At 67.2% G+C, this 23,008-nt stretch carries 16 protein-coding genes; 11 read left to right on the top strand and 5 right to left on the bottom strand.

All coding sequences use genetic code 11. From position 1 onward, the window contains the following. Nucleotides 1-3: 3 nt before the first annotated feature. Nucleotides 4-1,164 carry a putative sulfate/molybdate transporter gene (locus ACWYRN_RS18560; protein WP_488689054.1) on the top strand — a complete coding sequence of 387 codons (1,161 nt, stop codon included), beginning with the start codon at nucleotides 4-6 and terminating at the stop codon, nucleotides 1,162-1,164. Nucleotides 1,165-1,277: 113 nt separating this feature from the next. Beyond that, complete coding sequence (locus ACWYRN_RS18555; protein ID WP_488689053.1) at nucleotides 1,278-1,799, top strand: nuclear transport factor 2 family protein; 522 nt, start codon at nucleotides 1,278-1,280, stop codon at nucleotides 1,797-1,799. A gap of 6 nt (nucleotides 1,800-1,805) precedes the next feature. Here ACWYRN_RS18555 and ACWYRN_RS18550 read toward each other — a convergent pair whose 3' ends face one another. The 4 genes from ACWYRN_RS18550 to ACWYRN_RS18535 all read right to left on the bottom strand — a co-directional run bounded on the left by ACWYRN_RS18550 (nucleotide 1,806) and on the right by ACWYRN_RS18535 (nucleotide 8,324). Next, nucleotides 1,806-4,130 carry a xanthine dehydrogenase family protein molybdopterin-binding subunit gene (locus tag ACWYRN_RS18550; protein ID WP_488689052.1) on the bottom strand — a complete coding sequence of 775 codons (2,325 nt, stop codon included), beginning with the start codon at nucleotides 4,128-4,130 and terminating at the stop codon, nucleotides 1,806-1,808. Further along, on the bottom strand, nucleotides 4,087-7,275 hold the full coding sequence (locus ACWYRN_RS18545) for a bifunctional diguanylate cyclase/phosphodiesterase (RefSeq protein ID WP_488689051.1): 3,189 nt from the start codon (nucleotides 7,273-7,275) through the stop codon (nucleotides 4,087-4,089). The genes ACWYRN_RS18550 and ACWYRN_RS18545 overlap by 44 nt, the downstream gene beginning before the upstream one ends. A gap of 223 nt (nucleotides 7,276-7,498) precedes the next feature. After that, nucleotides 7,499-7,774 carry a DUF1289 domain-containing protein gene (locus tag ACWYRN_RS18540; RefSeq protein WP_488689050.1) on the bottom strand — a complete coding sequence of 92 codons (276 nt, stop codon included), beginning with the start codon at nucleotides 7,772-7,774 and terminating at the stop codon, nucleotides 7,499-7,501. Next, nucleotides 7,755-8,324 (bottom strand): DUF1415 domain-containing protein, encoded by a 570-nt coding sequence (locus ACWYRN_RS18535; protein WP_488689049.1) that lies wholly within the window; start codon nucleotides 8,322-8,324, stop codon nucleotides 7,755-7,757. Before ACWYRN_RS18535 ends, ACWYRN_RS18540 begins: the two co-directional genes overlap by 20 nt. A 445-nt stretch (nucleotides 8,325-8,769) precedes the next feature. On the opposite strand from ACWYRN_RS18535, the gene ACWYRN_RS18530 reads away from it, so the two are divergent. Together ACWYRN_RS18530 and ACWYRN_RS18525 are read left to right on the top strand one after the other, a co-directional pair. Continuing rightward, nucleotides 8,770-10,056, top strand: coding sequence for a transglycosylase SLT domain-containing protein (locus tag ACWYRN_RS18530; protein ID WP_488689047.1), 1,287 nt, complete (start codon nucleotides 8,770-8,772; stop codon nucleotides 10,054-10,056). Nucleotides 10,057-10,476: 420 nt separating this feature from the next. Continuing rightward, complete coding sequence (locus ACWYRN_RS18525; protein ID WP_488689046.1) at nucleotides 10,477-12,024, top strand: DEAD/DEAH box helicase; 1,548 nt, start codon at nucleotides 10,477-10,479, stop codon at nucleotides 12,022-12,024. Between the two features lie 218 nt (nucleotides 12,025-12,242). Here ACWYRN_RS18525 and ACWYRN_RS18520 read toward each other — a convergent pair whose 3' ends face one another. Then, nucleotides 12,243-12,488 (bottom strand): hypothetical protein, encoded by a 246-nt coding sequence (locus ACWYRN_RS18520; protein WP_488689045.1) that lies wholly within the window; start codon nucleotides 12,486-12,488, stop codon nucleotides 12,243-12,245. A 220-nt stretch (nucleotides 12,489-12,708) separates the two neighbouring features. Between ACWYRN_RS18520 and senB the strand changes: the two genes are divergently transcribed. The 7 genes from senB (at nucleotide 12,709) to ACWYRN_RS18485 (ending at nucleotide 22,877) form a co-directional block, all read left to right on the top strand. Beyond that, nucleotides 12,709-13,689, top strand: a complete 981-nt coding sequence (senB, locus tag ACWYRN_RS18515) for a selenoneine biosynthesis selenosugar synthase SenB (RefSeq protein WP_488689044.1) — start codon at nucleotides 12,709-12,711, stop codon at nucleotides 13,687-13,689. A 26-nt stretch (nucleotides 13,690-13,715) separates the two neighbouring features. Then, nucleotides 13,716-14,765 carry a selenide, water dikinase SelD gene (gene selD / locus ACWYRN_RS18510; RefSeq protein WP_488689042.1) on the top strand — a complete coding sequence of 350 codons (1,050 nt, stop codon included), beginning with the start codon at nucleotides 13,716-13,718 and terminating at the stop codon, nucleotides 14,763-14,765. Nucleotides 14,766-14,950: 185 nt separating this feature from the next. After that, nucleotides 14,951-16,120 carry a GGDEF domain-containing protein gene (locus ACWYRN_RS18505; protein ID WP_488689041.1) on the top strand — a complete coding sequence of 390 codons (1,170 nt, stop codon included), beginning with the start codon at nucleotides 14,951-14,953 and terminating at the stop codon, nucleotides 16,118-16,120. A gap of 466 nt (nucleotides 16,121-16,586) precedes the next feature. Next, nucleotides 16,587-18,350 carry a type I secretion system permease/ATPase gene (locus tag ACWYRN_RS18500; RefSeq protein ID WP_488689040.1) on the top strand — a complete coding sequence of 588 codons (1,764 nt, stop codon included), beginning with the start codon at nucleotides 16,587-16,589 and terminating at the stop codon, nucleotides 18,348-18,350. A 5-nt stretch (nucleotides 18,351-18,355) separates the two neighbouring features. Then, complete coding sequence (locus ACWYRN_RS18495; protein ID WP_488689039.1) at nucleotides 18,356-20,077, top strand: type I secretion system permease/ATPase; 1,722 nt, start codon at nucleotides 18,356-18,358, stop codon at nucleotides 20,075-20,077. Beyond that, on the top strand, nucleotides 20,074-21,495 hold the full coding sequence (locus ACWYRN_RS18490) for an HlyD family type I secretion periplasmic adaptor subunit (protein ID WP_488689037.1): 1,422 nt from the start codon (nucleotides 20,074-20,076) through the stop codon (nucleotides 21,493-21,495). The genes ACWYRN_RS18495 and ACWYRN_RS18490 overlap by 4 nt, the downstream gene beginning before the upstream one ends. Continuing rightward, nucleotides 21,495-22,877, top strand: a complete 1,383-nt coding sequence (locus ACWYRN_RS18485) for a TolC family outer membrane protein (protein WP_488689035.1) — start codon at nucleotides 21,495-21,497, stop codon at nucleotides 22,875-22,877. The genes ACWYRN_RS18490 and ACWYRN_RS18485 overlap by 1 nt, the downstream gene beginning before the upstream one ends. The last annotated feature ends 131 nt before the right edge of the window (nucleotides 22,878-23,008 follow it).

Below are 23,008 nucleotides of genomic sequence, written 5' to 3'. Positions count from 1 at the left end.
GGTATGAATGAAGAATTGCCGCAAGCCGTGCACGCGGACATGGCCCGGGCGCCGCTGCGCTTCGACCGCGCCGAGTGGGCCGCCGCCTTTGCCGACCTCGGCACCTTCATTCCCTACGTGGTCGCCTACGTGAGCGTGCTCGGGATGGACCCGGTCGGCATCCTGCTCGCCTTCGGCCTGGCCCTGGTCGCCTGCGGCTTCCTCTACCGCACGCCGCTGCCGGTGCAGCCGATGAAGGCGATCGGCGCGGTCGCACTGGCACAGGCCGCCACGATTTCCGCCGGCGCCATCGTCGCGGCTAGCCTGGTCACCGGGGTGCTGTGGCTATTCTTGGGCCTGAGCGGCGCCGCCAGCCGCCTGGCGCGCACCATCCCGCGCGAAGCGGTGCTGGGCGTGATGCTGGGCCTGGGCATCTCCTTTATGCTGCAGGGCCTGCGCATGATGGGCAGCGACTGGCTGGCGGCCGTGGCGGCGCTGGCGCTGGCCATGGTGCTGAGGAACAGCCGGCTGTTCCCGGCGATGCTGGTGCTGCTCGCCGGCGGCCTGGTCTACGGCGTGCTGCGCCAGCCGGCACTGTGGGAAGGCGCGTCTTTCGGCTTCCACCTGCGCCTGCCCGCGCTGGCCGTGACGGACCTGCACTGGACGGATTTCGTCACCGGCACCCTGCTGCTGGCCCTGCCCCAGCTGCCGCTGACGCTGGGGAATGCCGTCATCGGCGTCACCGAGGAAAACAACCGCCTGTTCCCGGACCGCGCCACCAGCGTGCGCAAGGTGTCGGTGTCGACCGGCGTGATGAACCTGGCCGGCGGCGCCATTGGCGGCGTGCCGATGTGCCACGGCGCCGGCGGCATGGCGGCCTACGCCGCCTTCGGCGCCCGCAGCGGCGGCGCGCCGGTCATCTTCGGCGCCACGCTGGTGGTGCTTGCCCTGTGCTTCAGCGGCGCCATCGGCTTCCTGCTGCAGGCCGTGCCGGCAGCGGTGCTCGGTGCGATCCTGTTCCTCACCGGCGCCCGGCTGGCGGTCGGGAATGCGCCGCGCACGCGCGACTGGCGCGTGCTGTTGCCGGTGGCGCTGACGGCGGCGGCGGCCCTGTGGAATGTCGGGCTGGGGCTGGTGGTTGGCGTGGCAGCGCACTGGATCTGCCGGCGGTCTGGCGCTTCCTGATATTTCCACAACAAAGAATATTTTAATGCTAGTATCTAGCAATAAACTATTCAACAACAAAGCAGCAGTACTGCGAAACAGGCGCAGTACCGCTGAACCAGGAGATATAGCAGATGAAAATCGCGCTTTCCGCCGTCGTGCTCGCCGTTGGGCTTCTTTCCTTGCCTCCCTCACCGGCGTTCGCCCAGGATACCGACGCCAGCAAACGGCAGATCGAACAGGTGGTCGAGCGCTTCCGCACTGCGATCACCGACAAGGACCCCGCCGCCTTCATGCAGCTCTTCCTGCGCGAAGACATCACCTGGAACGTCGTCTACACCGACGACAGCGTCAAACGCTACAACGCCAGCCTGAAAGACCCGAACATTCCCCTGGCGACCCGGGTCCAGGGCGGCAGCCCCAGGACCTTCATCGACAGCATCGCCAGGTCGAAACAGGCGCGCTCCGAAGTCATCTCCAACGTGCGCATCGATACCGACGGCGAGATCGCCCAGGTCTGGTTCGATTTCGCCTTCATGACCGGCGACTACAAAAGCGCCTGGGGCAAGGAAAGCTGGCAGCTGTTGCGCACCGACGCCGGCTGGAAGATCGCCGCCGTGGTCTGGTCGGCGCAAGAAAATCCGAATCCGCGCTGAGCACTCTCACGCCAGGCGCAGCGGCAAGCTGCGCAGGCGTTTCCCCGTCAACGCGAACACTGCCGCCGCCACGGCCGGCGCCAGCGGCGGCACGCCCGGCTCGCCCACGCCTTCGGGTGGCTCGGCGCTCGGCACGATGATGGTCTCGACCACGGGCGTGCGGTCCATGCGCAGCACCGGATAGTCGCCGAAGTTCGACTGCTGCACGCGCCCGTCCTGGATGGTGATCTCGCCGGCCAGTGCCGCCGACAGACCGAACACCACCGCCGATTCCATCTGCTGGGCCACGATGTTCGGGTTCACCACGATGCCGCAGTCGATCGCGCACACCACGCGGTGCACGCGGATATCCGTTCCCTCCACCGACACCTCGGCCACCTGCGCCACGATGCTGCCGAAGGACTGGTGCAGCGCCACGCCATGCGCGCGCCCGCCCGGCGCCTCGCCGGCGGCGCGCACGGCGGCCTCCAACACCGCCAGGTGGCGCGGATGCCGGGCCAGCAGCGCGCGCCGGTAAGCCACGCCGTCCTGCCCCGCCGCATGCGCCACTTCGTCGAGAAAAGCCTCCTTGAAAAAGGCATTGTGCGAGTGCCCCACCGAGCGCCAGTAGCCGAGCGGCACGGCGCTGTCGACGATCACGTGGGCGATGCGCTGGTTGTCGATCTCGTACTGCATGTCGTAGGCGCCCTCGGCCGCGGTCTTGTCCGGCCCCATGCCGGGCAGGCCGAGGTTGCGCGGGAAGTACTGGTGGCCGATGGCGCCGCTGGCCGACTTGTTGTTCCAGGCGAGGACATGCCCTTGCGCGTCGAGCCGCGCCGTGAAACGCGCCAGCGCCGCCGGGCGGTAGACGTCGTGGGTGGTGTCGTCCTCGCGGGTCCAGATCAGTTGCACCGGCTTGCCATGGCTGGCCATGGCCACGGCGACTGCCTGCGCCACCATGTCGCCTTCCAGCCGGCGCCCGAAGCCGCCGCCGAGCAGCATCACTTCGGTGGCGACGTCTTCGCGCGCCACGCCGGCCACCTTGGCGGCCACGTCGACCGCGATGCTCGGCACCTGGGTCGAGGCCCACAGGCGCACCTTGCCGTTCGCCACCTGCGCGGTGCAGTTCACCGGCTCCATGGTGGCGTGGGCCAGGAAAGGCGCGCGGTATTCGGCGCTCACGGTGCGGGCCACGCCGCGCACGTCCTGAGTGCCGGATTCGAAATAGGCGTAGCCCGACTCGTTGTCGAGCGCCTCGGCAAGGCCCCGGTAGATCGCTTCCGACGACAGCCCGGCATGCGCGCCCTCGTTCCAGGTGACGGGCAGCGCGGCGGCGGCCTGCTTCGCCTGCCACCAGCTGCGCGCCACCACGGCCACGCCGGCGCCGGCGCCCGAGAACGCGCCCAGCGACGACGAAAAGTCGACCACCCCGGTCACGCCCGCCATGCCTGTCACGGCCGCGGCGTCGAACGAGGCGACGGTGCCGCCGATCACCGGCGACATCTTCACCGCCGCATACAGCATGCCTTCAGGCCGCGCATCGATGCCGAAGCGCGCGCTGCCATCGACCTTGCCGGGCGTGTCGCGGCGCGGCACCGGCTTGCCGATCAGGCGGAATGCGCGCGGCTCCTTCAGCTTCACATCCGACGCATCGATGCCGGCGCCCACCTCGGCCGCACGCGCCGCCAGACTGGCATATGCCGCGCGCCGCCCATCTCGGTGGATCACGTAGCCGTCCTCGGTGCGGCAATGCGCCACCGGCGATTTCCAGTCCTCGGCCGCGGCTTTCACCAGCATGGCGCGCGCCACGGCGCCGGCTTCGCGCATCGGCACCCAGGCATCCTTCACGCTGGTCGAGCCGCCGGTGAACATGATGCCGAGTTCGCGCCCGACCTTCGACAGCATCCACTGCACGCCGTCCTTCACGTTGCCGCGCTCGTCGGGGTGGAAGGGCAGGTTCTCGCGCAGCACCGCCAGGTTGCCGAAGATCTTGTCGATCGGCGCCGGCGCGATGCGAACCTGGGCCAGCGGCACGTCGAGCTCCTCGGCCACCAGCATCGGCAGGGCCGTGTGCACGCCCTGCCCCATTTCGCTGCGCGGCACCACCACCGACACCGTGCCGTCGGGATGCAGCGCGACCCAGCCGTTCAGCGCCACCACGCCCTTCCCGACCGGCAGCGGCACCGAAGTATGCAGGCGCTGGCGCGGCGCCTGCATGCCCCAGCCGACCAGCAGCGCACCGCTCCCCAGCAGGCCGCCCAGCAAGAAGCGTCGGCGCGAACGGCGCGGCGCCCCATGCTGCGCAGGCTCAGGAGCTGGATCGATGCTCGTGTTGCTCGGATTGTCTCTCATGCGTGTCCTGTCCCCAGTCTGCCAGCAGCGCTTCCGGCCCCAGCGGCCGTCCGTACAGGAACCCCTGCGCCCGGTTGCACCCGTGGCGCAGCAGGAAGGCTGCCTGTTGTTCGTTTTCCACCCCTTCGGCGATCACCGAGAGGTTCATGCTTTTACCCAGCTGGATGATGGCGATCGCGATCGCTTCGTCGTCGGCATCGGCCGGGATGTCCTTGATGAAGCTGCGGTCGATTTTCAGCACGTCCACCGGCAACTGCTTCAGGTAGGCCAGCGACGAGTAGCCGGTGCCGAAGTCGTCGATCGCCAGTCCCACGCCCAGGCCGTGCAGCTCGCCGATGAAGGCGGCGGCGTCGCCGGTGTTCATGATGACCGATTCGGTTACTTCCAGCTGCAGCCGCCGCGGCGCCAGTCCGGTTGTCGCCAGCGCGCGCGCAACCAGCGGCGTCATCGCGCCGCGCTCGACCTGGCGCACCGACAGGTTCACCGCCATCTTCGGCACTTGCAATCCCGCCGCGTCCCAGCGCGCCATCTGGTGGCAGGCCTCGATCAGCACCCATTCGCCCAGCTGGTTGATGAAGCCGGTGTCCTCGGCCATCGGGATGAAGCGCGCCGGGCTCACCAGCCCCAGCTCGGGATGGCGCCAGCGCACCAGCGCCTCGACCCCGATCAGGCGGCCGCTGTCGATTTCCACCTGCGGCTGATAGTGCAGGAAAATCTCCTGGCGCTCGATGGCGCGGCGAAGCAGCGCTTCCATGCGCAGGCGCTCCACGCCCTCGCCGTCCATGGCCGGCGAATAGAACTGGTAGCCGTTGCGCCCGCGCGCCTTGGCCTGGTACATGGCCACGTCGGCATGCCGGATCAGGAGGTTGGCGTCGAGCGCATCCTGCGGATACAGGGCCACGCCGATGCTGCCGGTGACGAACAGCTCGTGGCCCGAAACCAGGAAAGGCTGCTCGAACAGCGCCACCATCTTCTGCGCCACCTGGGTCGCCCCGTACTGGCCATCCACGTGTTCGAGCAGGACCACGAATTCGTCGCCGCCCAGGCGCGCCAGGGTGTCGCCCTCACGCAGTCGCCCGCTCAGGGCGCTTGCGACCTCTTTCAACAGCCGGTCGCCGGTCTGGTGCCCGAGCGTGTCGTTGACGTTCTTGAAGCGGTCGAGGTCGATGAACATCACGGCCAGTTGCTGGCTCTCGCGCGCCGCGCGGCCGATCGCATGCAGCAGGCGGTCCTGGAACAGCAGGCGGTTCGGCAGGCCGGTGAGCGGATCGTGGTGGGCCAGGAAGTCGAGCTGCTCCTGCGATTCCTTCAGGCGCGTGATGTCGCTGAACACGCCCACGTAATGCGTGGGCGCGCCGGCCCCGGCGCTGCCGCTGCCGTGCACCGCCGACACGGTCAGCCACTCGAGGAAGACGTCGCCGTTCTTGCGGCAAGACCAGACCTCGCCGCGCCAGAAGCCGCCCGCTTCGAGCTCGCGCGCGATCTCCTCATAGAAGCCGTCGTCGTGGCGGCTGGAACGGGTCATGGTCCAGGACTGGCCGATCGCCTCGGCCTCGGCATAGCCGGTGATTGCCGTGAATGCCGGATTCACGGTGACGATGGTGCCGGCGGTGTCGGTCACCATCACGCCGTCGGCGATGTGGGCGATCACGGTGGACGACAGGCGCAGCTCTTCTTCCGCTTCCTTGCGCTCGGAGATGTCGGCGAACACCCAGACGTTCCCCGCTTCCGGCTGGCCGGGCACGAGCGAGCTGCCGCTCACCAGGCACCAGATCAGGCTGCCGTCGCGGCGGCGCATCTGGCGCTCGTGGCGCGCGTCCGCTCCACGTGCCAGGATCGGGAAAAACACATCCTCGGCGCGCGCATGCTCGTCCTGGCTGGCGAACAGCCTTGATGCCGGCTGGCCGACCAGGCTGCCGTCGGGGTAGCCGAACAGGTCTTCGGCGCGGCGGTTGGTCGAGACGATGCGCCGTTCGCGCGTAAACACCACGCCGAACATCACGTTGTCGAGGATCGCGCCCTGCTCGACCAGCAGCGCCTCGATGCGCATTTCATTGTGCTTGCGCTCGCTGATGTCGGAGATGATGCCGTCGACCCGGAAATCGGCGTCGCCCGGACTGCCCTGCGGCTGGCCGCTTTCCAGCACCCAGCGCTCCAGGCCATGGGCGTCGATGATGCGGTATTCGATCTCGTAGCTGCGCCCGGCGTTGATCGCCTCGCGCGTGATGTGGCGCTGCAGGCGCCGGTCTTCGGGACAGACGATGTTCGACCAGTCCTCGGTGGTACCGCGCATCAGCGTCGCGGCCGGGTAGCCCGAGATGTCCTCGATGGCGTCGCTGACGAACTCGATGGCGCCGCCGGGGTGGGCCCGGAACACGGCGCCCGGCACCTGGTTGACGATGGTGCGGAACTGCTCCTCGCGGCGCGCGATGTCGACGAACAGGGTGCGGATCGCGGTGCGCATGCGCTCCATCTGGCGCCCGAGCCGCGCCAGCTCGCCCTTGGCATCGAGTTCGAGCGGAGTATCGAAGTCGCCGCGCGAGAGGCGGTCGGAAAAGGCGGACAGCGTGCGCATCGGCCGGTGCAGGCGGCGCCGCAGGAAGGTCACGATGAGCGCCAGCGACAGCACCACCTGCAGCGCCAGCACCAGCGCGTAGTTGCGCTGCTTGTGGCGCAGCGCCTGCTCGCTTTGCAAATCGTCCATCTCGATGATCACCTGGCCGATCGGCTGGCCGCGCACCACGATCCGGCGCTCGGCGCGCAGCACCCGGCCCAGCGGACGTGCCGGCGCGCGGGCATCGATCAGGCCGGCGCCGGCGCTGCCGGCCACGCCGCGCACCTCGATCCGCACCACCGAGGGGTCGCGCATCACCGAGTCGACCAGCGAGCGGGCGGCATCGGTGTTCATGTTCCAGAGCGATTCCTGGATGCCGAGCGCCAGGATCTCGGCATTGCGCTCCAGGGTGGCGTCGAGTTCGGCCACGGTGGCGCGCCGTTCCTGCACCGCCAGCAGCAGGTAGCCGGCAGCCAGGGCCGGGATCACCAGGCCGCAGACCACTACGATGATGAGCGCGCCGTAGACCGAGCTGTCGTATAAACGGCTCAGTCTGGACGGAAGTGCGCGCAAGTCAATCGGGAATATCATCAGGCCGCGGTAATGTGGGCCGGCTCGGCCGGCTGTCGGGTGTGCGAAAGCCCACGATTATGCACAGTTAATTGCCACCAGTCACCATGCGTTGGAGCGGCACAACCATCTGACACCGGCAGTCATTGCACGCATGGCGACTGCCGGTGTCGGCTCCATGATCGCACACGGCGCGTCAATACAACAGCCGGGCTTCAACCGTGCCCAGGCATTGTCGAAACGATCAGGTATTCCGGCGCGGATAGCCCTGGGCCAGGATGCGCTGCCACACGACTTCCTTCTGCGCGGCATCCATCGAGACCCAGTTCGCAACCTCGGCCACGGTACGGCCGCAGCCGCGGCAGATTTCGTCGAAGGTGGTCGAGCATACCGCGACGCAGGGTGTGTCGGGACGTACAGGAGTCCCGACAGGGCGTACAGGAGCCCCGACAGGGCGTACCTGCGTCTCGGCAGGACGCTGCGGGTCCGACGCCGGCGGCTTAGCGTGCTGGTCCGACATCGAGCTTGTCCCAGCCTTCGTGGCCCAGTTTTTCCATGGTCTCGATATTGCGTTCGAAGATCTCGGCGGCGTCCGGGAAGGCCTCGACGGCGCGCTCGATGCTGTCTTCGCGCAGCAGCTGCAGGATCGGATACGGCGCGCGGTTGGTGAAGTTCTCGATGTCGTTCTTGTCGGTATCGGCGAACTGGTAGTCCGGATGGAAGCTGGCCACCTGCAGCTCGCCGTCGAGGTGCATGTCCTCGACCGCGGCATCGGCCACGTCGAGGAACTCGTTGTAGTCGAGGAAGTCATCGAGCACGAAAGGATGGATCAGCAGCGTGGTGTCGATTTTCTCGGCCGGAGTATCGGACAGCAGCTGCAGCTCGTCCATCAATTGCTCGAGCAAGGCTTCGGGCGTGCGCGCCGGCGACACGACGTAGCGCACCTGCTCCTTCACATACACCGACTTGGCGAACGGACACAAGTTCAGGCCGATGACGGCTTTCTCCAGCCAGCGGCGGGTGGCGGCGACGATCGCGTCGTCGTCGGCGTTCAGGTTGGGCTTGCTCATGTAGTGCTTTCGATAAGAAGAAACGCCTTGGGGCGAAAGCGCGATTGTACGCAGAGTTTGCGTGCGCTCATAGACCGGCAATGCGCGCCGGGTAAGTTGGAAACGTCAGCAGGCAGGCCGGATCGCCAGCTCGATTGACGTTCCGGAAAGGCAGCCACACCGTAATTTATTGCTTCAAAGAATATCTTCCGCACGGCAATTTTTAGCATACCCGGTGGGAGTACCTTGGCACGAAACCGATACTCTCCTCTACCGAAACCAAATAAAAACGCGATACCCTGTTAAAAAGTTCCATAAAGTATTGCCTGTTAGCATATTGAGTAGACAGAAAAATTTGTAACCGAGGGGACTTATTGCTTGACTGTCTCAACAGCCCCTCCTTACACTGCCCCCTTATCGTCAGTCCCGCCGTTCCTGGACGCAACACTGGAAAGCCAACAACGACATGACCCGCTACACTTCCCTTGCCGCTGCGATCGTGCTGCTGTGTTCCGCACCGCTCGCCATGGCCATCGATGCCGCGCCGGCCAATGCCACCGTAAGCGCCACCCTCTCCCGCACCGTAGGCCCGGCCACCGCCGCCTCGCTGAAGGTCGACGAATACAAGGAAACCGACGTCTGGGGCCGTATCCGCAGCGGTTACGCCATTCCCGACATCAATAACAACCTGGTCGAGCGCCACGCCAAGTCGTACAGCGCCAAGCCGGAGTACATGGCCCGCATTTCCGGCCGCGCCTCGCTCTACATGTACCACGTGGTGCAGGAACTGGAAAAGCGCGGCATGCCGACCGAGCTGGCCCTGCTGCCGATCATCGAATCCGCCTTCAACCCGCAAGCGCTGTCGAGCGCCGACGCCGCCGGCATCTGGCAGTTCGTGCCGGGCACGGGCAGGGACTTCAACCTGAAGCAGAACATGTTCAAGGACGAGCGCCGCGGCGTACTGGCCTCGACCGACGCTGCCCTGACTTACCTGCAGCGCCTGTACACCATGTTCGGCGACTGGCAGCTGGCCCTGGCCGCCTATAACTGGGGCGAAGGCAACGTGCAGAAAGCCATCAAGCGCAACCAGGAAGCCGGCAAGCCGACCGACTTCGAAAGCCTGGCCGATTTGATGCCGGCCGAGACCCGCAACTACGTGCCGAAGCTGCAAGCGGTGAAGAACATCGTCGCCAACCCGGGCCAGTACGGCGTCAATTTGCCGGTGATCGACAACCAGCCTTATTTCACCGCGGTCGACAAGACCAGCGACATCGACATCGCCGTCGCCGCCCAGCTGGCCGAAATGTCGCTCGCCGAATTCAAGGCCCTGAACCCGCAGTTCAAGCGCCCGGTCATCACCGGCGACGAAAAGACCAAGATCCTGCTGCCGAAGGAAAACGCGGAAAAGTTCCACCTGAACCTGGCGCAGTGGGGCCAGGCGCTGTCGAGCTGGACCACGCACAAGATCACCGGCGCCAAGGAAAGCATTACCTCGCTGGCATCGAAGTTCGGCACCACCCCGGAAATCATCCGCCAGGCCAACAATATTCCGGCGCAAACCCGCCTGAAGGCCGGCTCGACCATCCTGGTGCCGAAGACCTCGGCCAGCATGCATAGCGACATCGCCGACAACATCGTCGAGAACGCCGTCATGGCCCTGGAAGCGGACCGCGGCGAGAAACGCAGCGGCGCGCGCACCCAGCGCTACAAGAGCAAGTCGGTGGCCGTGTCCAGCAAGCGCAAGCACCGCTGAGCACGCTCCGGCGCCTTATCAAGGCAACAATCCCCGCTCCTCACTGCCGAACAGCGGACTTTCATCAAGTCCGCTGTTTGCGCAACATCAAATGTACAGCGCTGTGCAAGCAAGTTGATTCTGCTGTATAGTGTCGTTTGTGCGCTGCAAAATGAACGTGATTCCTGAGTCGCCAGACTCATGGCCGTGGCAGCGTCAGTACCGATTTACTAGCAGCTTCGCAAGCCAGGCGTATCAATCAGATACCCTCCCATAAAGCCCTCCCGCCCTGCGTGTCGCACCTTGACACCGTCCCGGCGCAAAGCTTTTGTGCCGAAATTTCTTTCATTTTTGAGTCATTTCGTTGTGTTGGTTCGCGTTGCTATTTTGCGCTCCGAAATCATCCATGAGCGCTGATTTCTACCGAAAGAAAATTAAACAATGAGTTTTGAAGCACTAGGTCTCCACGCGTCCCTCGTCCAGGCAGTCGCCGCAGCCGGTTACACCAAGCCGACGCCAGTCCAGGAACAGGCCATCCCTGCCGCCATCGGCGGCCGCGACCTGCTGGTCTCGTCGCAAACCGGTTCCGGCAAGACCGCGGCATTCATGCTGCCTGCCCTGCACAAGCTGGCCAGCGCCGAGCCTGCACCTGCCGGCCGCACCCCTGCGCAAGAAGCGCAGTCGGCCCGCTCGCGCGGCGAGCGCGTTCGCTTTACCGCCGCCAAGCCGAAGATGCTGGTCCTGACCCCGACCCGCGAACTGGCCCTGCAAGTGACCACCGCGACCGAGCAGTACACCACCTCGATGCGCCGCATCCGCGCCGTCTCGATCCTGGGCGGCATGCCTTACCCGAAGCAGATGCAACTGCTGGCCAAGAACCCTGAAATCCTGGTGGCAACCCCAGGCCGCCTGATCGACCACATGGAATCGGGCAAGATCGACTTCTCGCAACTGGAAATCCTGGTGCTCGACGAAGCCGACCGCATGCTGGACATGGGCTTCATCGACGACATCGAGAAGATCGTCGCCGCAACGCCGGAAACCCGCCAGACCATGCTGTTCTCGGCAACGCTCGACGGCGTGGTCGGCAACATGGCGCGCCGCATCACCAAGAACCCGCAGACGATCCAGATCATGAGCGCGGCCAACCGCCATGAAAACATCGTGCAGCGCGTGCACTTCGTCGACGACCTGTCGCACAAGAACCGCCTGCTCGACCACCTGCTGCGCGACGACACGATGGACCAGGCCGTGGTCTTCACCGCCACCAAGCGCGACGCCGACATGATCGCCGACCGCCTGAACATCGCCGGCTTCGCCGCCGCCGCGCTGCACGGCGACATGCACCAGGGCGCGCGCAACCGCACCCTGGACAGCATGCGCCGCGGCCAGGTGCGCGTGCTGGTGGCCACCGACGTTGCCGCCCGCGGCATCGACGTGCCGACCATCACCCACGTGGTGAACTACGACCTGCCGAAATTCCCGGAAGACTACGTGCACCGTATCGGCCGTACCGGCCGTGCAGGTCGCAACGGCCTGGCGATCTCGCTGGTGAACCACGCGGAAGGCATCAACGTCAAGCGCATCGAGCGTTTCACCAAGCAGCTGATTCCGGTCAACGTGGTGGAAGGTTTCGAGCCGAAGCGTGCCGCACCGGCATCGCGCGGCGGCGCCCGCCCAGGCTGGAAACCAGGCGACGGCCGCAGCGCCGCCAAGCCGGGCCAGCGCAGCTTCAGCAAGCCTTACGGCCAGCGCGATGGCGCACCGCAGGGTGGCGGTTACAACCGGGACGCCGGACCGCGCGAAGGTGGTTACAACTCGGCACCGCGTGAAGGTGGTTATAACCGCGATGCGGCTCCACGCAGTGGCGGCTATAACCGCGACAGCGCACCACGCGAAGGCGGCCAACGCCGTGAAGGCGGCTTCCGCAGCGGCAACGCTCACCCGCGTTCGTTCGAAGGCGCCCGCCGCACCTTTGGCGACAACTGATCGCTGAGGCGATCTGCATAAAGAACGGCTGCTTTGGCAGCCGTTTTTTTTCGTCCCTGTGCGTCGCGTGACGGGCATATCAGGCTTCTGCGCAAATATTCCCAGCGCGGGCATGCGCCCGTGCCGAATATGCATCACAAGTCGCTCACGACAGCGGCAATTGCTGGCCAGTCAGCAATATGGCCCTCGGCCGGCCCGCGCCGGCCAGGCGAAGTTGCTCAGGACTCGCGCTGCACGGTGCCCTGGTCGTACTGGTCATCGTCGGTCTGGCTGGGTGGCATCGCGCCTTGCTGGCCGGTGTGCTGGCCGGATTGTTGGTTGCCGTTTCCCGCCGGCGGTTCCGCTGTGGCGCTGGTACCGGCCGTGGCGCCGGTATCGACGCTATCGGCATTGCCTGTTGCGTCAACTGTGCTCCCGTGCGCATCCTGTCCTTTGGTGTCCTCGACTTCGTTTTGCATCGACATGCTGGCCTCCTCATGAAATGTGCTTTCATGATAATTCCGCACCTGCCGCACGCGCATAGTCCCGTAGCGGACAAGGGCGTAGGACGACGCTGTCCCACTCCGGTGCTGTCCCACTCTATTGATTGCCGGTTTCCTGTTCTCGAAGCGCTTTTCGTCGCGTAAGACCGCGCCGAAGCCGCCCGCCGTATAATCGCGCCCTCCTCCATCGTCTGCCTGAAACGTGCCCACCCGCTCCCGCATCACCATCGTCAGCCCGGCCGCCGCCAGCGACAACAACGGCAATTGGCAAACGGCCAGCCGCTGGGCGCGTTTCCTCGGCAGAGCGTATTGGGTGCAAGTCGTGAACAACTGGCCGATGCCGGACCAGGCGGAACCCGACTTGCTGATTGCCTTACACGCACGCCGCTCGGCCGCCGCACTGGCCGCCTTCTGCGAACGCCATCCGGACAAGCCCAGCATCCTGGTCCTGACCGGCACCGACCTGTACCGCGACATCGACACTTCGCTTGAAGCCCGCGCTTCGCTCGAGCACGCCAGCGCCCTGGTCGTGCTGCAGGAAGCCGGCCTGGAGCGCCTGCCGCCTCCGCTGCGCGCCAAGGCCCGCGTGATCTACCAGTCCGCCCCCACCCTGCTGCCGGCGCCGCCAGGCAAGAAGCGCCAGTTCGATGTCTGCATGATCGGCCACCTGCGCCTTGAGAAAGACCCGCAGACCTTCATGCGCGCCGCGCAACTGGTGACGCATCCGCGCCTGCGCCTGCTGCACATCGGCGGCGCCCTCGACCCGGCCCTGGCCGAGGCGGCAGGCAACACGGAACAGGCATGCCCACGCTACCGCTGGCTCGGCCCGATGACCCACGCCGCCACGCGCCAACGCCTGAAACGCTGCGCGGCCATGGTGATCACCTCCCGCATGGAAGGCGGCGCCAACGTCATCATCGAAGCCGTCACCAGCGGCGTGCCGGTGCTGGCGTCGGATATCGACGGCAACCGCGGCATGCTGGGCGCCGGCTATGCCGGCTACTTCGCGCCCGGCGACGCCGCCGCCCTGGCCCGGCTGCTCGACCGTATCGCAAGCGACCCGGCATTCGACGCCCTGCTGCGCCGCCAGTGCGCCGCGCGCGCACCGCTGTTCGCCCCAGGCGCCGAGCAAGCAGCCTTGTGCGACTTGGTGGATAATCTGCTGCGCGCGAGCGCGTCCTGAATACGTCAACAAACCTGGAACCGAACATGAGCGACCAACCCATCAAACTGACTTCCTTCTCCCACGGCGGCGGCTGCGGCTGCAAGATCGCACCCGGCGTGCTGGCCGAGATCCTGAAGAAGTCGAGCGGCTTCCCCGTGCCGCCGCAATTGATGGTCGGCATCGAGACGGCCGACGACGCCGCCGTCTACAAACTCAACGACGAGCAGGCACTGATCGCCACCACCGACTTCTTCATGCCGATCGTCGACGACCCCTTCGACTTCGGCCGCATCGCCGCCACCAATGCTATCTCCGACGTGTACGCCATGGGCGGCACCCCGATCATGGCCCTGGCCCTGGTCGGCATGCCGATCAACAAGTTGCCTCTGGAAACCATTGGCGACATCATCCGCGGCGGCGAATCGGTGTGCGCCGAAGCCGGCATCCCGATCGCCGGCGGCCATACCATCGACTCGGTGGAGCCGATCTATGGCCTGGTGGTGATGGGCCTGGTGCACCCGGACCGCGTGAAACGCAATGCCGACGCCCGCGCCGGCGACGTGCTCATCCTTGGCAAGCCGCTGGGCGTGGGCGTGCTCTCGGCCGCGCTCAAGAAAGACGCGCTGGGCGAGGATGGCTATGCCGCGATGATCGCCAACACCACCAAGCTGAACAAGCCGGGCAAGCTGCTGGCCGAGATGGACGGCGTGCATGCCCTGACCGACGTCACCGGCTTCGGGCTGCTCGGCCACCTGCTGGAACTGGCGCGCGGCGCCCAGCTCGAAGCGCGGCTCGACATGGAGGCGATTCCCCTGCTGCCCGGCGTGCTGCAGTTGGCCCACGACGGTTACTTCACCGGCGCATCCGGCCGCAACTGGGATGCCTACGGCAAGGACGTGGCCCTGGCCGACGGCATCACCGCGGCCCAGCGCGCCCTGCTGACCGACCCGCAAACCTCGGGCGGCCTGCTGGTGTCGTGCGCGCCGGAAGCGGCAGACGCCGTGCTGGCCCTGTTCGCGCGTGAAGGTTTCGGCGACGCCCGCGTCATCGGCCGCATGGACGGGGGCAGCGCGCGCGTCGTCGTGCAGGCCTGATTGCAAGGCATGCCGGTGTCAGCCGTTTCCTGCAAAATGTTGCGGCTGACACACTTTTCAATTTTGTCCAAACAATTATTTTGCATCCATACGGCAACAAGTTATCTTCTTGAGAATTGTCGGTTGTATAATCGCTGCGCCGGCGCAGACCGGACTTCGACACCCACGACGACTTCTTGAGACACATGCCGACGCCCGTGGCCGCATCCGCGCCCCCCGATCCCGCTCCCGACCCTGAGCTCGAGCGCCTCCCCAGCTGGCTGACCCGGCTGGGCGACGCCATCCTGACGACCGACAGCCGCCAGCGCCGCACGCTCAGCCTGCTGCTGCTGGCCGCCCTCGTCACCGCAACCGTCGTGGGGCTGCTCGCCTACGCCACCATGATCGGCGTCGCGCAGGCGAAGCATATTGCCTGGCTGGCCGGCCTGTTCGGGCTATTCATGGTCGGCTTCTATACCACCATCCGCAGCGGCCTGAACCGCCGCTTCAACGACCCCACCCTGGCCCTGCCGCAGGTGATCTCGGCCCAGAGCCTGGTCGCCACCGGCTATGCCATGACCGGCCCGGTGCATGGCGCCACCGTCATCATGCTGTCGCTGGTCATGGTGTTCGGCATGTTCAGCCTGCGCCCGGCTGCCCTGCGCGTGGCCAGCCTGTACACGGTGGCGGTAATGGGCGCCGTGATGTACTGGTGCGTGCGCCACCAGCCCGAGCTCTATCCGGCACGCCTGGAACTGTTCAATTTCGCGCTGACGGCGGTGGTGATGCTGGCCATCTCCCAGCTCTCCGGCCAGCTGATGGACATGCGTACCCGCGTCAAGACCCAGAAGATCGCCCTCGAACAGGCGCTCACCCACATCAACGAGATGGCGGCGCGCGACGAACTGACCGGCCTGCCGAACCGGCGCCGCATGATGACCCTGCTGCAGGAACATGCAACGCGCCATGCGCGCGGCGGCCCGCGCTTCTACGTCTGCATCATCGACCTGGATCACTTCAAGAGCATCAACGACACCTTCGGCCACGCCGCCGGCGACGCCGTGCTGCGCGCCTTTGCCAACCAGGCCCAGCAGGTACTGCGCGGCACCGACATGATCGGGCGCTGGGGCGGCGAGGAATTCCTGCTGCTGCTGCCGGAAAGCCCCCCGGGCGAACCGACCCTGGGCGTGGCACGCCTGCGCGACACCCTGGCCGTGATGCCGGCCAGCCCCACCCTGCCTGAGCTGCGTGTGCGCTTCTCGGCCGGTTTTGCCCGCTACGAAGACGGCGAGCCGATCGACCAGGCCATCGAACGCGCCGACCGCGCCCTGTACGCCGCCAAGTCGGCGGGACGTAACCGCAGCGTCGTGCTCTGACGCCCTTTCCCCCCTACGCCGAACAATTGCGTCATTGGCTGGACCTTCCGGCCTGGCGCAGCCTGCCCGCAGCAACCCCACCAAACCGGAAAAGCCCGCAATCCCCCTGGACGAATAACAGCTTGTCATGTAGGATGTTTCCTACAGGAACGATGCGTTATTTCCCTTGTATTTCTTGTTAACGCTTTGTCACGGGGCGTTATGACAGAATCGTCATGGAGTGTTGTTTTTCGTGTTCCCGAGATGATCCACATCATTGTTTGCGGATATTACTGTTTCCGCACATCAATGTGCTCTGCTACCATTTTGGCTGTGACCAGGACTTTCCATCCGTTTTAGAGCAACTGGCAACAAAAGCGGCATGCGAAAGACAGCGTCGGGCGGTCGAAAACAGTTGGTCGTCCGCACCGCGCAATGCCCGGCCGCGTGCTCCCACTCCAGCAATCATTTTCCAAGCATCCTATCGATGAATTCGCCGGCACGATCGTCTTCTCTCTCCGAACTGCGCGCCGCACTGCGCGAACTCTCGCCCTATGTGGGCAGGGCCCTCTGGTTCAGCCTGGCCTGCGGCGTGCTGGTGCTGGCGCCTTCCTGGTACATGCTCGAAGTCTATGACCGCGTGGTCAACAGCGCGAACGGCACCACCCTGGCCATGCTGACCTTGGCCGTGCTCGGCGCCTACCTGCTGATGGAGGTGCTGGAATGGGCGCGCGCCGACCAGATGCATGCGGCCGCCTGCCACCTCGACGAGCGCCTGACGCGCCGCGTCTTCCACGCCGCCTTCGAATCCAGCCGCAAGTCGCTGCCGGGCGGCGGCGCCCAGGCCATGAACGATCTGCGCACCGTGCGCGACTTCATCCATTCGCCGGTCGTCACCGCCGCCATGGACGCGCCGCTGGCCGTGCTGTTCCTGGCCCTGATCTTCGCCATCAGCCCGCTGCTGGGCGTGGTGGCCCTGGGCGTGGCCCTGGTGCAGGTGCTGATCGGCTGGCTGAACAGCCGCGGCACCCGCGAGCCGCTGCTGGCGGCCAACCGCAACAGCCATGCCGCCCAGCAGCAGGCCGACCGCCTGCAGTCGCAGGCCAGTGTCATCGACGTGCTCGGCATGTACGGCGCCCTGCGCACGCGCTGGTTCGGCAAGCAGATGGAAGCGACCGCGCTCCAGGCCGATGCCTCGAAGCGCGGCGGCGGCTACCAGGCCCTGTCGAAACTGCTGCAGAACCTGGTCAACTCGGCCCTGCTCGGCCTGTCGTGCTGGCTGCTGCTGCACGATTCCCTGAACGGCGGCAGCGCCATGCTGGTCATCGCCGGCATCCTGGGCGGCCGCGTGCTGGCGCCCTTCATCCAGATCGTCACCCAGTGGCAGGGGGTGGCCTCGGCGCTCGAATCGTTCCAGCGCCTGGAAGCCCTGCTGAAGGCCGTTCCGAGCGCAGCCCCGGGCATGCCGCTGCCGGCGCCGCAAGGCACGCTGACGGTGGAGCAGCTGGTCGCCACGGCGCCAGGCAACAGCGCCCCGATCCTGAAAGGCCTGGCCTTCGGCCTGCAGCCGGGCGAAGTGGCGGTGGTCATGGGCCCGTCGGGCGCCGGCAAGTCGAGCCTGGCGCGCCTGCTGCTGGGCATGTGGCCGGCCGCCTCGGGCAAGGTGCGCCTCGACGGCGTCGACGTGTTTGCCTGGCCGCGTGCCGAACTCGGCCCGCACCTGGGCTACCTGCCGCAGGCGGTGGACCTGGTCGAAGGCACGGTCGCCGAGAACATCTGCCGCTTCGGACGGGTCGACCGCGCCGCCGTCGAAGCCGCCGCGCGCAGCGCCAACCTGGAGCCGCTGATCGCCACCCTGCCGCAGGGCTACGATACCCCGGTCGGCCCGAACGGCAATGCGCTCTCCGGCGGCCAGCGCCAGCGCATCGCCCTGGCGCGCGCGCTGTACGGCAACCCGGCCCTGGTGGTGCTCGACGAACCGAATTCCAGCCTGGACGACGCCGGCGACGCCGCCCTGGTCCACGCCATCCTCGAACACAAGGAACGCGGCTGCACCTTCGTCGTGATGAGCCACCGCGCCAACGTGCTGGCGGTGGCCGACAAGATCCTGCTGCTGCGCGAAGGCCAGCAGGCCGGCTTCGGGCCGCGCGAGGAAGTGCTGGCCGCGCTGCGCCGGGCGAACGCTCCCGACGCGGCTGCACCTGCACCTGTCCAGCGCAGCGCTCCTCCCCTCGCCACCGCGAAAGGCTGAACCCCATGACCACCAAAACGACAGGCCAGAACGGCCTGCGCGGGGCCCTTGCGTCCCTGCGCCGCGAATTCGGCCACGCCGGCCTCCTGAGCGTGCTCACCAACGTGCTGATGCTCACGCCCACGATCTACATGCTGCAGGTCTACGACCGCGTGCTGCTCAGCCGCAGCGAGCTGACCCTGCTCGCCGTGTCGCTGATCGCGCTGGCGATGTTTGCCTGCGTGGCGCTGGCCGAATGGTGGCGCACCCGGGTGCTGGTGCAGGCTGGGCAGCGCCTCGACGCCGCCCTCGCCGGCCCGCTGATGGACGCCGATTTCGCCGCTTCGCTGCAGGGCAAGGGCACGAGCGCCACCCGTCCGCTGGCCGATCTCATTCAAGTGCGCCAGTTCCTCACCGGCCCCGGCATCCTCGCCTTCTTCGACGCGCCCTGGGCGCCGATCTACATCGCCGTGCTGTTCGTGCTGCATCCGGCGCTGGGCGCGCTGGCGCTGGTGTTCGCCGCCATCCAGTGCCTGCTGGCCTGGCAGGGCCACGGCCGCAGCGTGGCCCCGGCCGACGCCGCATCGAAAGCGTCCGGCGCCGAGATGGGCTGGCTGCGCGCCAAGCTGCGCGGCGCCGAAGCGCTGGAAGCGATGGGCATGCTGGGCAACCTGTGGCAGCGCTGGAACCGCCTGCACGGCCAGCAATTGCAGCGCGGCCTGGAACTCCAGGGTTTTACCGCCCGCGTGACCGCGGTCAGCAAGTTCGTGCGCTATGCCCAGCAGTCGCTGGTGCTGGGCCTGGGCAGCCTGCTCGTGATCGATGGCCAGCTCTCGGTCGGCGCCATGCTCGCCGCCAACGTGCTGATGACGCGCGCGCTGGCCCCGATCGACAGCCTGGTCGGCCTCTGGCGCGGCCTGATCAACGCCCGCCTGGCCTACGGCCGCCTGCGCGCGCTGCTGCAGGAACAGGGCAACGCGCCCGTCGCGATGGCGCATGCACTGCCCCAGGAACGCCTGCGCGGCAACGTGCAGCTGCGCGCCCTGAGCGCTCACACCCTGGGCGGCGCACGCACCATCCTCGACGGCATCGACCTGGCCCTGGCCGCCGGCAGCGTCACCGTGGTGGTCGGCCCTTCGGGCTCGGGCAAGTCGACGCTGGCGCGCGTGGTCGTTGGCGCCTGGCCGCACATCAGCGGCGAAGCCCTGCTCGACGGCCGCCCGCTGCAGGATTACCCGCGCCGCCAGTTCGGCGCCCAGCTCGGCTACCTGCCGCAGGACGTCGGCCTGTTCGACGGCAGCATCGCCGAGAACATCGCCCGCTTCGGCGAAATCGATTCGCAGCAGGTGATCGGCGCGGCCCTGAAGACCGGCCTGCACGACATCATCCTGCGCCTGCCGCGCGGCTACGACACCCCGGTCGACAACGACGGCGTGCAGCTGCCCGGCGGCCTGCGCCAGCGCATCGCCCTGGCGCGCGCGGTCTACGGTTCGCCCGCCCTGGTGGTGCTCGACGAGCCGAACGCCAACCTCGACGAAGCCGGCGAAGCCGCGCTCACCGCCCTGGTGCGCCAGCTGAAAGTCGAAGGCAAGACCGTGCTCCTGATTACCCACCGCCCGGCCATCCTGGCCGCCGCCGACCGCCTGGTCATGCTGCGCGACGGCAAAGTAGAACGCGACGGCACGCCCGAGCAGGTGCTCGCAGAAGTGCGCCGCGCCGCTTCCCAACCTCTTCCGCAAACGCCATGAAACCTCAACTCAATACTGCTCAACGCGAGATCGATCCTGTCCAGCCCGGCCTGCCGCAGGCTGGCGCCGACCTGTGGCCGGGCAGCGGCCCGGCCGCCAACGATGAACCGCCCGTGGGCGATGCGCCTGCCGCCGCCGGCCGCGCACGCCGCAGCCTGCGCCTGGGCAAGCTGGCCCTGGCCCTGGGCCTGGCCGGTTTGCTGGCCTGGGTTGCCTTTGCTCCGCTCGACGAAGGCGTGCCGGCGCCCGGCACCGTGATGGTCGACACCAAGCGCCAGCCGGTGCAGCACCTGACCGGCGGCCTGATCAAACAGGTACTGGTGCGCGAGGGCGACCTCGTGAAACAGGGTCAGCCGCTCGTCGAACTCGACAGCGCCGTGGCGCGCGCCAACTTCACCGCGGTGCGCCTGCGCTACCTGAACGAACGCGCGGCCGAGTCGCGCCTGCTGGCCGAACAGAACGGCGCCGCCGCCATCGCCCTGCACCCCGACGTCGAAGCCGCGCGCCAGGAACCGGGCGTGAGCCTGCAGATCGAGGCCCAGCAACAGCTGTTCGTGTCGCGCAAGGCGGCGCTGCAGGCCGACCTGCAAGCCATCGAGGACAGCATCCGCGGCCAGCGCAGCGCCATCGACGGCTACCAGGGCCTGCTCGAGAGCCGCCGCGCCCAGCTCGCCCTGCTGACCGAAGAACTGAACGCCACGCGCGACCTGGTGAAGGAAGGCTATGCGCCGCGCAATCGCCAGCTCGAACTCGAGCGCATGGTGGCCGACGCGCGCGGCGCCTCGGCCGACCTGCTCGGCAACATCGCACGTGCCCGCGCCGCCATCGCCGAAGCCAGCCAGCGCGCCACCCAGCGCCGCAGCGAATACCGCCAGGACAGCGCGCGCCAGCTGACCGAAGTGCTGCGCGACGTCCAGGCCGACCAGGAAAAATTCCGCGCCGCCGGCGAGGAACTGGCGCGCATGGAGATCCGCTCGCCGGCCGCCGGCCACGTGGTCGGCCTGGCCCTGCAGTCGCCCGGCGCCGTGATCCAGCCGGCCCAGAAGCTGATGGACATCGTGCCAGAAGGCGCGGCCCTCACCGTCGAGGCCCACGTGCCGCCGCAACTGGTCGACCGCGTCCGCAACGGCCAGGAAGTCGACATCCGCTTCTCCTCGTTCGCGCACTCGCCGCAGCTGGTCGTCACCGGCAAGGTGCTGACTGTGTCGGCCGACCTGCTGACCGACCCGCAAACCAACGTCAGCTACTACCTGGCGCGTGTGACCGTCACGCCGGACGGCATGCGCACGCTCGGCGCGCGCCAGCTGCAGCCGGGCATGCCGGCCGAACTGGTCTTCAAGACCGGCGAACGCTCGCTGCTGACCTACATGCTGCACCCGCTGGTCAAGCGCGTGGCCGCTTCGATGAAGGAAGAGTAATGAAGCGCTGTCTGCTTTCCACCCTGGTCGCATCCGTGCTCGCCTGTGCGAGCGTCACGGTCGCGGCCCAGACCCTGACCCTGCAGCAGGTGTACGCCGCCGCGCGCCAGCAGGACGCGACCTTGCAGGCCGCCCGCGCCCAGGCCGAGGCCGGCCGCGAAGCCGTGCCCCAGGCCCGCGCCCGCCTGCTGCCGAACGTCTCGATGAACCTCGCGCGCAGCAAGGAAGAACTCGACAGCACCAGCCTCGGCGCCCAGCCGGTCAGGAGCGAACGCGAGTATTTTGCATCGAGCAAGGTACTGTCGCTGCGCCAGCCGCTGATCCGCGCTGGCGACGTCGTCAACCTGAAGCAGGCATACGCCCGCGTCGACGAATCCGAGGCCAATCTCGAGCGCGACACCCAGAACCTCGCGGTGCGCGTCTGCGAAGCCTATTTCGAACTGCTGCTGGCCGACGAGCAGATCGCCCTGGTGGCAAGCCAGCGCGCGGCCTACACCACCCAGCTGGCGGCGGCCGAACGCGGCTTCGCGGCCGGCTCCGGGACCCGCACCGACATCGATGAAGTGCGCGCCCGCCTCGATTTGAACGCGGCCGACGAACTGCAGGCGCGCCAGCACCGCCTGGTCGCGCTGAAACAGCTGCGCACCATGGTCACCGTGCCCTTCGACGCCGTGGCGCCGCTCGACGCCGCCCGCTTCGAGCCGAACGCGCCGGCCGCCGCCGAGCTCGACGCCTGGACCGCGCGCGCCGCCGCCAACAGCCCCGAGCTCAAGGCCTTGCAGGCGCAGGTAAAAGCAGCCGGGCTGGAAGTGACCAAGGCCCGCGCCCAGCACCTGCCGACCCTCGACCTGGTGGCCAACTACTCGCGCAACGAGAGCGACAGCATCGACCGCATCGGCTCGCGCTACAACAACAAGTCGGTCGGCCTGCAGCTGAACGTGCCGCTGTATGCGGGCGGCGCCGTGAATTCGGCGGCGCGCCAGGCGGTGGCCGAGCGCAGCCGCGCCGAGGCCGCGCTGGAAGCCCTGGGGCGCGACCTCGAGGTGCGCGTCTACCGCGAATTCTCCAGCGTCGCCGAAGGCGCGCTGCGCATCCGCGCCCTGCAGCAGGCGGTGCGCTCGAGCGAACAGGTGGTGCTGTCGAACCGCAAGTCGTTCGCCGCCGGCAGCCGCACCACGGTCGACATCCTGAATGCCGAGCAGCAGCGCACGAGCGCCGAACGCGACCTGGCGCAGGCGCGCTACCTGTACCTGATCGCCGGCGTGCGCCTGGCGGTGCTGGCCGGGGCCTTCGATACCGCCCAGCTCGACCGGATCGACCGTTTCTTCGCGATCGGCCTGGCAAAAGGAAATGTGTCGCCCTCCACAGCGCGGCAACCTTGAGTTGTTAAATCGCTACCGGAAAGTGTTGTTTTCCGGTACCCCTGAGAATCTTGGTATTGCTGGGTGTAACTGATGTTTCCACAAGCCAACGGACTCTGTTACCATCAGTACGTGAACATCATGTTGATTCC

This window comes from Massilia sp. BAP21 (assembly GCF_057801335.1).
Note: the sequence above shows the minus strand (reverse complement) of the source record. Positions and strands in the feature narration are given on the sequence as shown.

Bases quoted from the DNA above. Each gene is read 5' to 3' on its own strand.
- ACWYRN_RS18490 (WP_488689037.1), top strand. From the start codon at position 20,074: ATGAAACCTCAACTCAATACTGCTCAACGCGAGATCGATCCTGTCCAG.
- ACWYRN_RS18485 (WP_488689035.1), top strand. From the start codon at position 21,495: ATGAAGCGCTGTCTGCTTTCCACCCTGGTCGCATCCGTGCTCGCCTGT.
- ACWYRN_RS18555 (WP_488689053.1), top strand. From the start codon at position 1,278: ATGAAAATCGCGCTTTCCGCCGTCGTGCTCGCCGTTGGGCTTCTTTCC.
- ACWYRN_RS18505 (WP_488689041.1), top strand. From the start codon at position 14,951: ATGCCGACGCCCGTGGCCGCATCCGCGCCCCCCGATCCCGCTCCCGAC.
- selD (WP_488689042.1), top strand. From the start codon at position 13,716: ATGAGCGACCAACCCATCAAACTGACTTCCTTCTCCCACGGCGGCGGC.
- ACWYRN_RS18520 (WP_488689045.1), bottom strand. From the start codon at position 12,488: ATGTCGATGCAAAACGAAGTCGAGGACACCAAAGGACAGGATGCGCAC.
- ACWYRN_RS18550 (WP_488689052.1), bottom strand. From the start codon at position 4,130: ATGAGAGACAATCCGAGCAACACGAGCATCGATCCAGCTCCTGAGCCT.
- ACWYRN_RS18525 (WP_488689046.1), top strand. From the start codon at position 10,477: ATGAGTTTTGAAGCACTAGGTCTCCACGCGTCCCTCGTCCAGGCAGTC.
- ACWYRN_RS18495 (WP_488689039.1), top strand. From the start codon at position 18,356: ATGACCACCAAAACGACAGGCCAGAACGGCCTGCGCGGGGCCCTTGCG.
- ACWYRN_RS18530 (WP_488689047.1), top strand. From the start codon at position 8,770: ATGACCCGCTACACTTCCCTTGCCGCTGCGATCGTGCTGCTGTGTTCC.
- ACWYRN_RS18535 (WP_488689049.1), bottom strand. From the start codon at position 8,324: ATGAGCAAGCCCAACCTGAACGCCGACGACGACGCGATCGTCGCCGCC.
- ACWYRN_RS18560 (WP_488689054.1), top strand. From the start codon at position 4: ATGAATGAAGAATTGCCGCAAGCCGTGCACGCGGACATGGCCCGGGCG.
- ACWYRN_RS18545 (WP_488689051.1), bottom strand. From the start codon at position 7,275: ATGATATTCCCGATTGACTTGCGCGCACTTCCGTCCAGACTGAGCCGT.
- ACWYRN_RS18500 (WP_488689040.1), top strand. From the start codon at position 16,587: ATGAATTCGCCGGCACGATCGTCTTCTCTCTCCGAACTGCGCGCCGCA.
- ACWYRN_RS18540 (WP_488689050.1), bottom strand. From the start codon at position 7,774: ATGTCGGACCAGCACGCTAAGCCGCCGGCGTCGGACCCGCAGCGTCCT.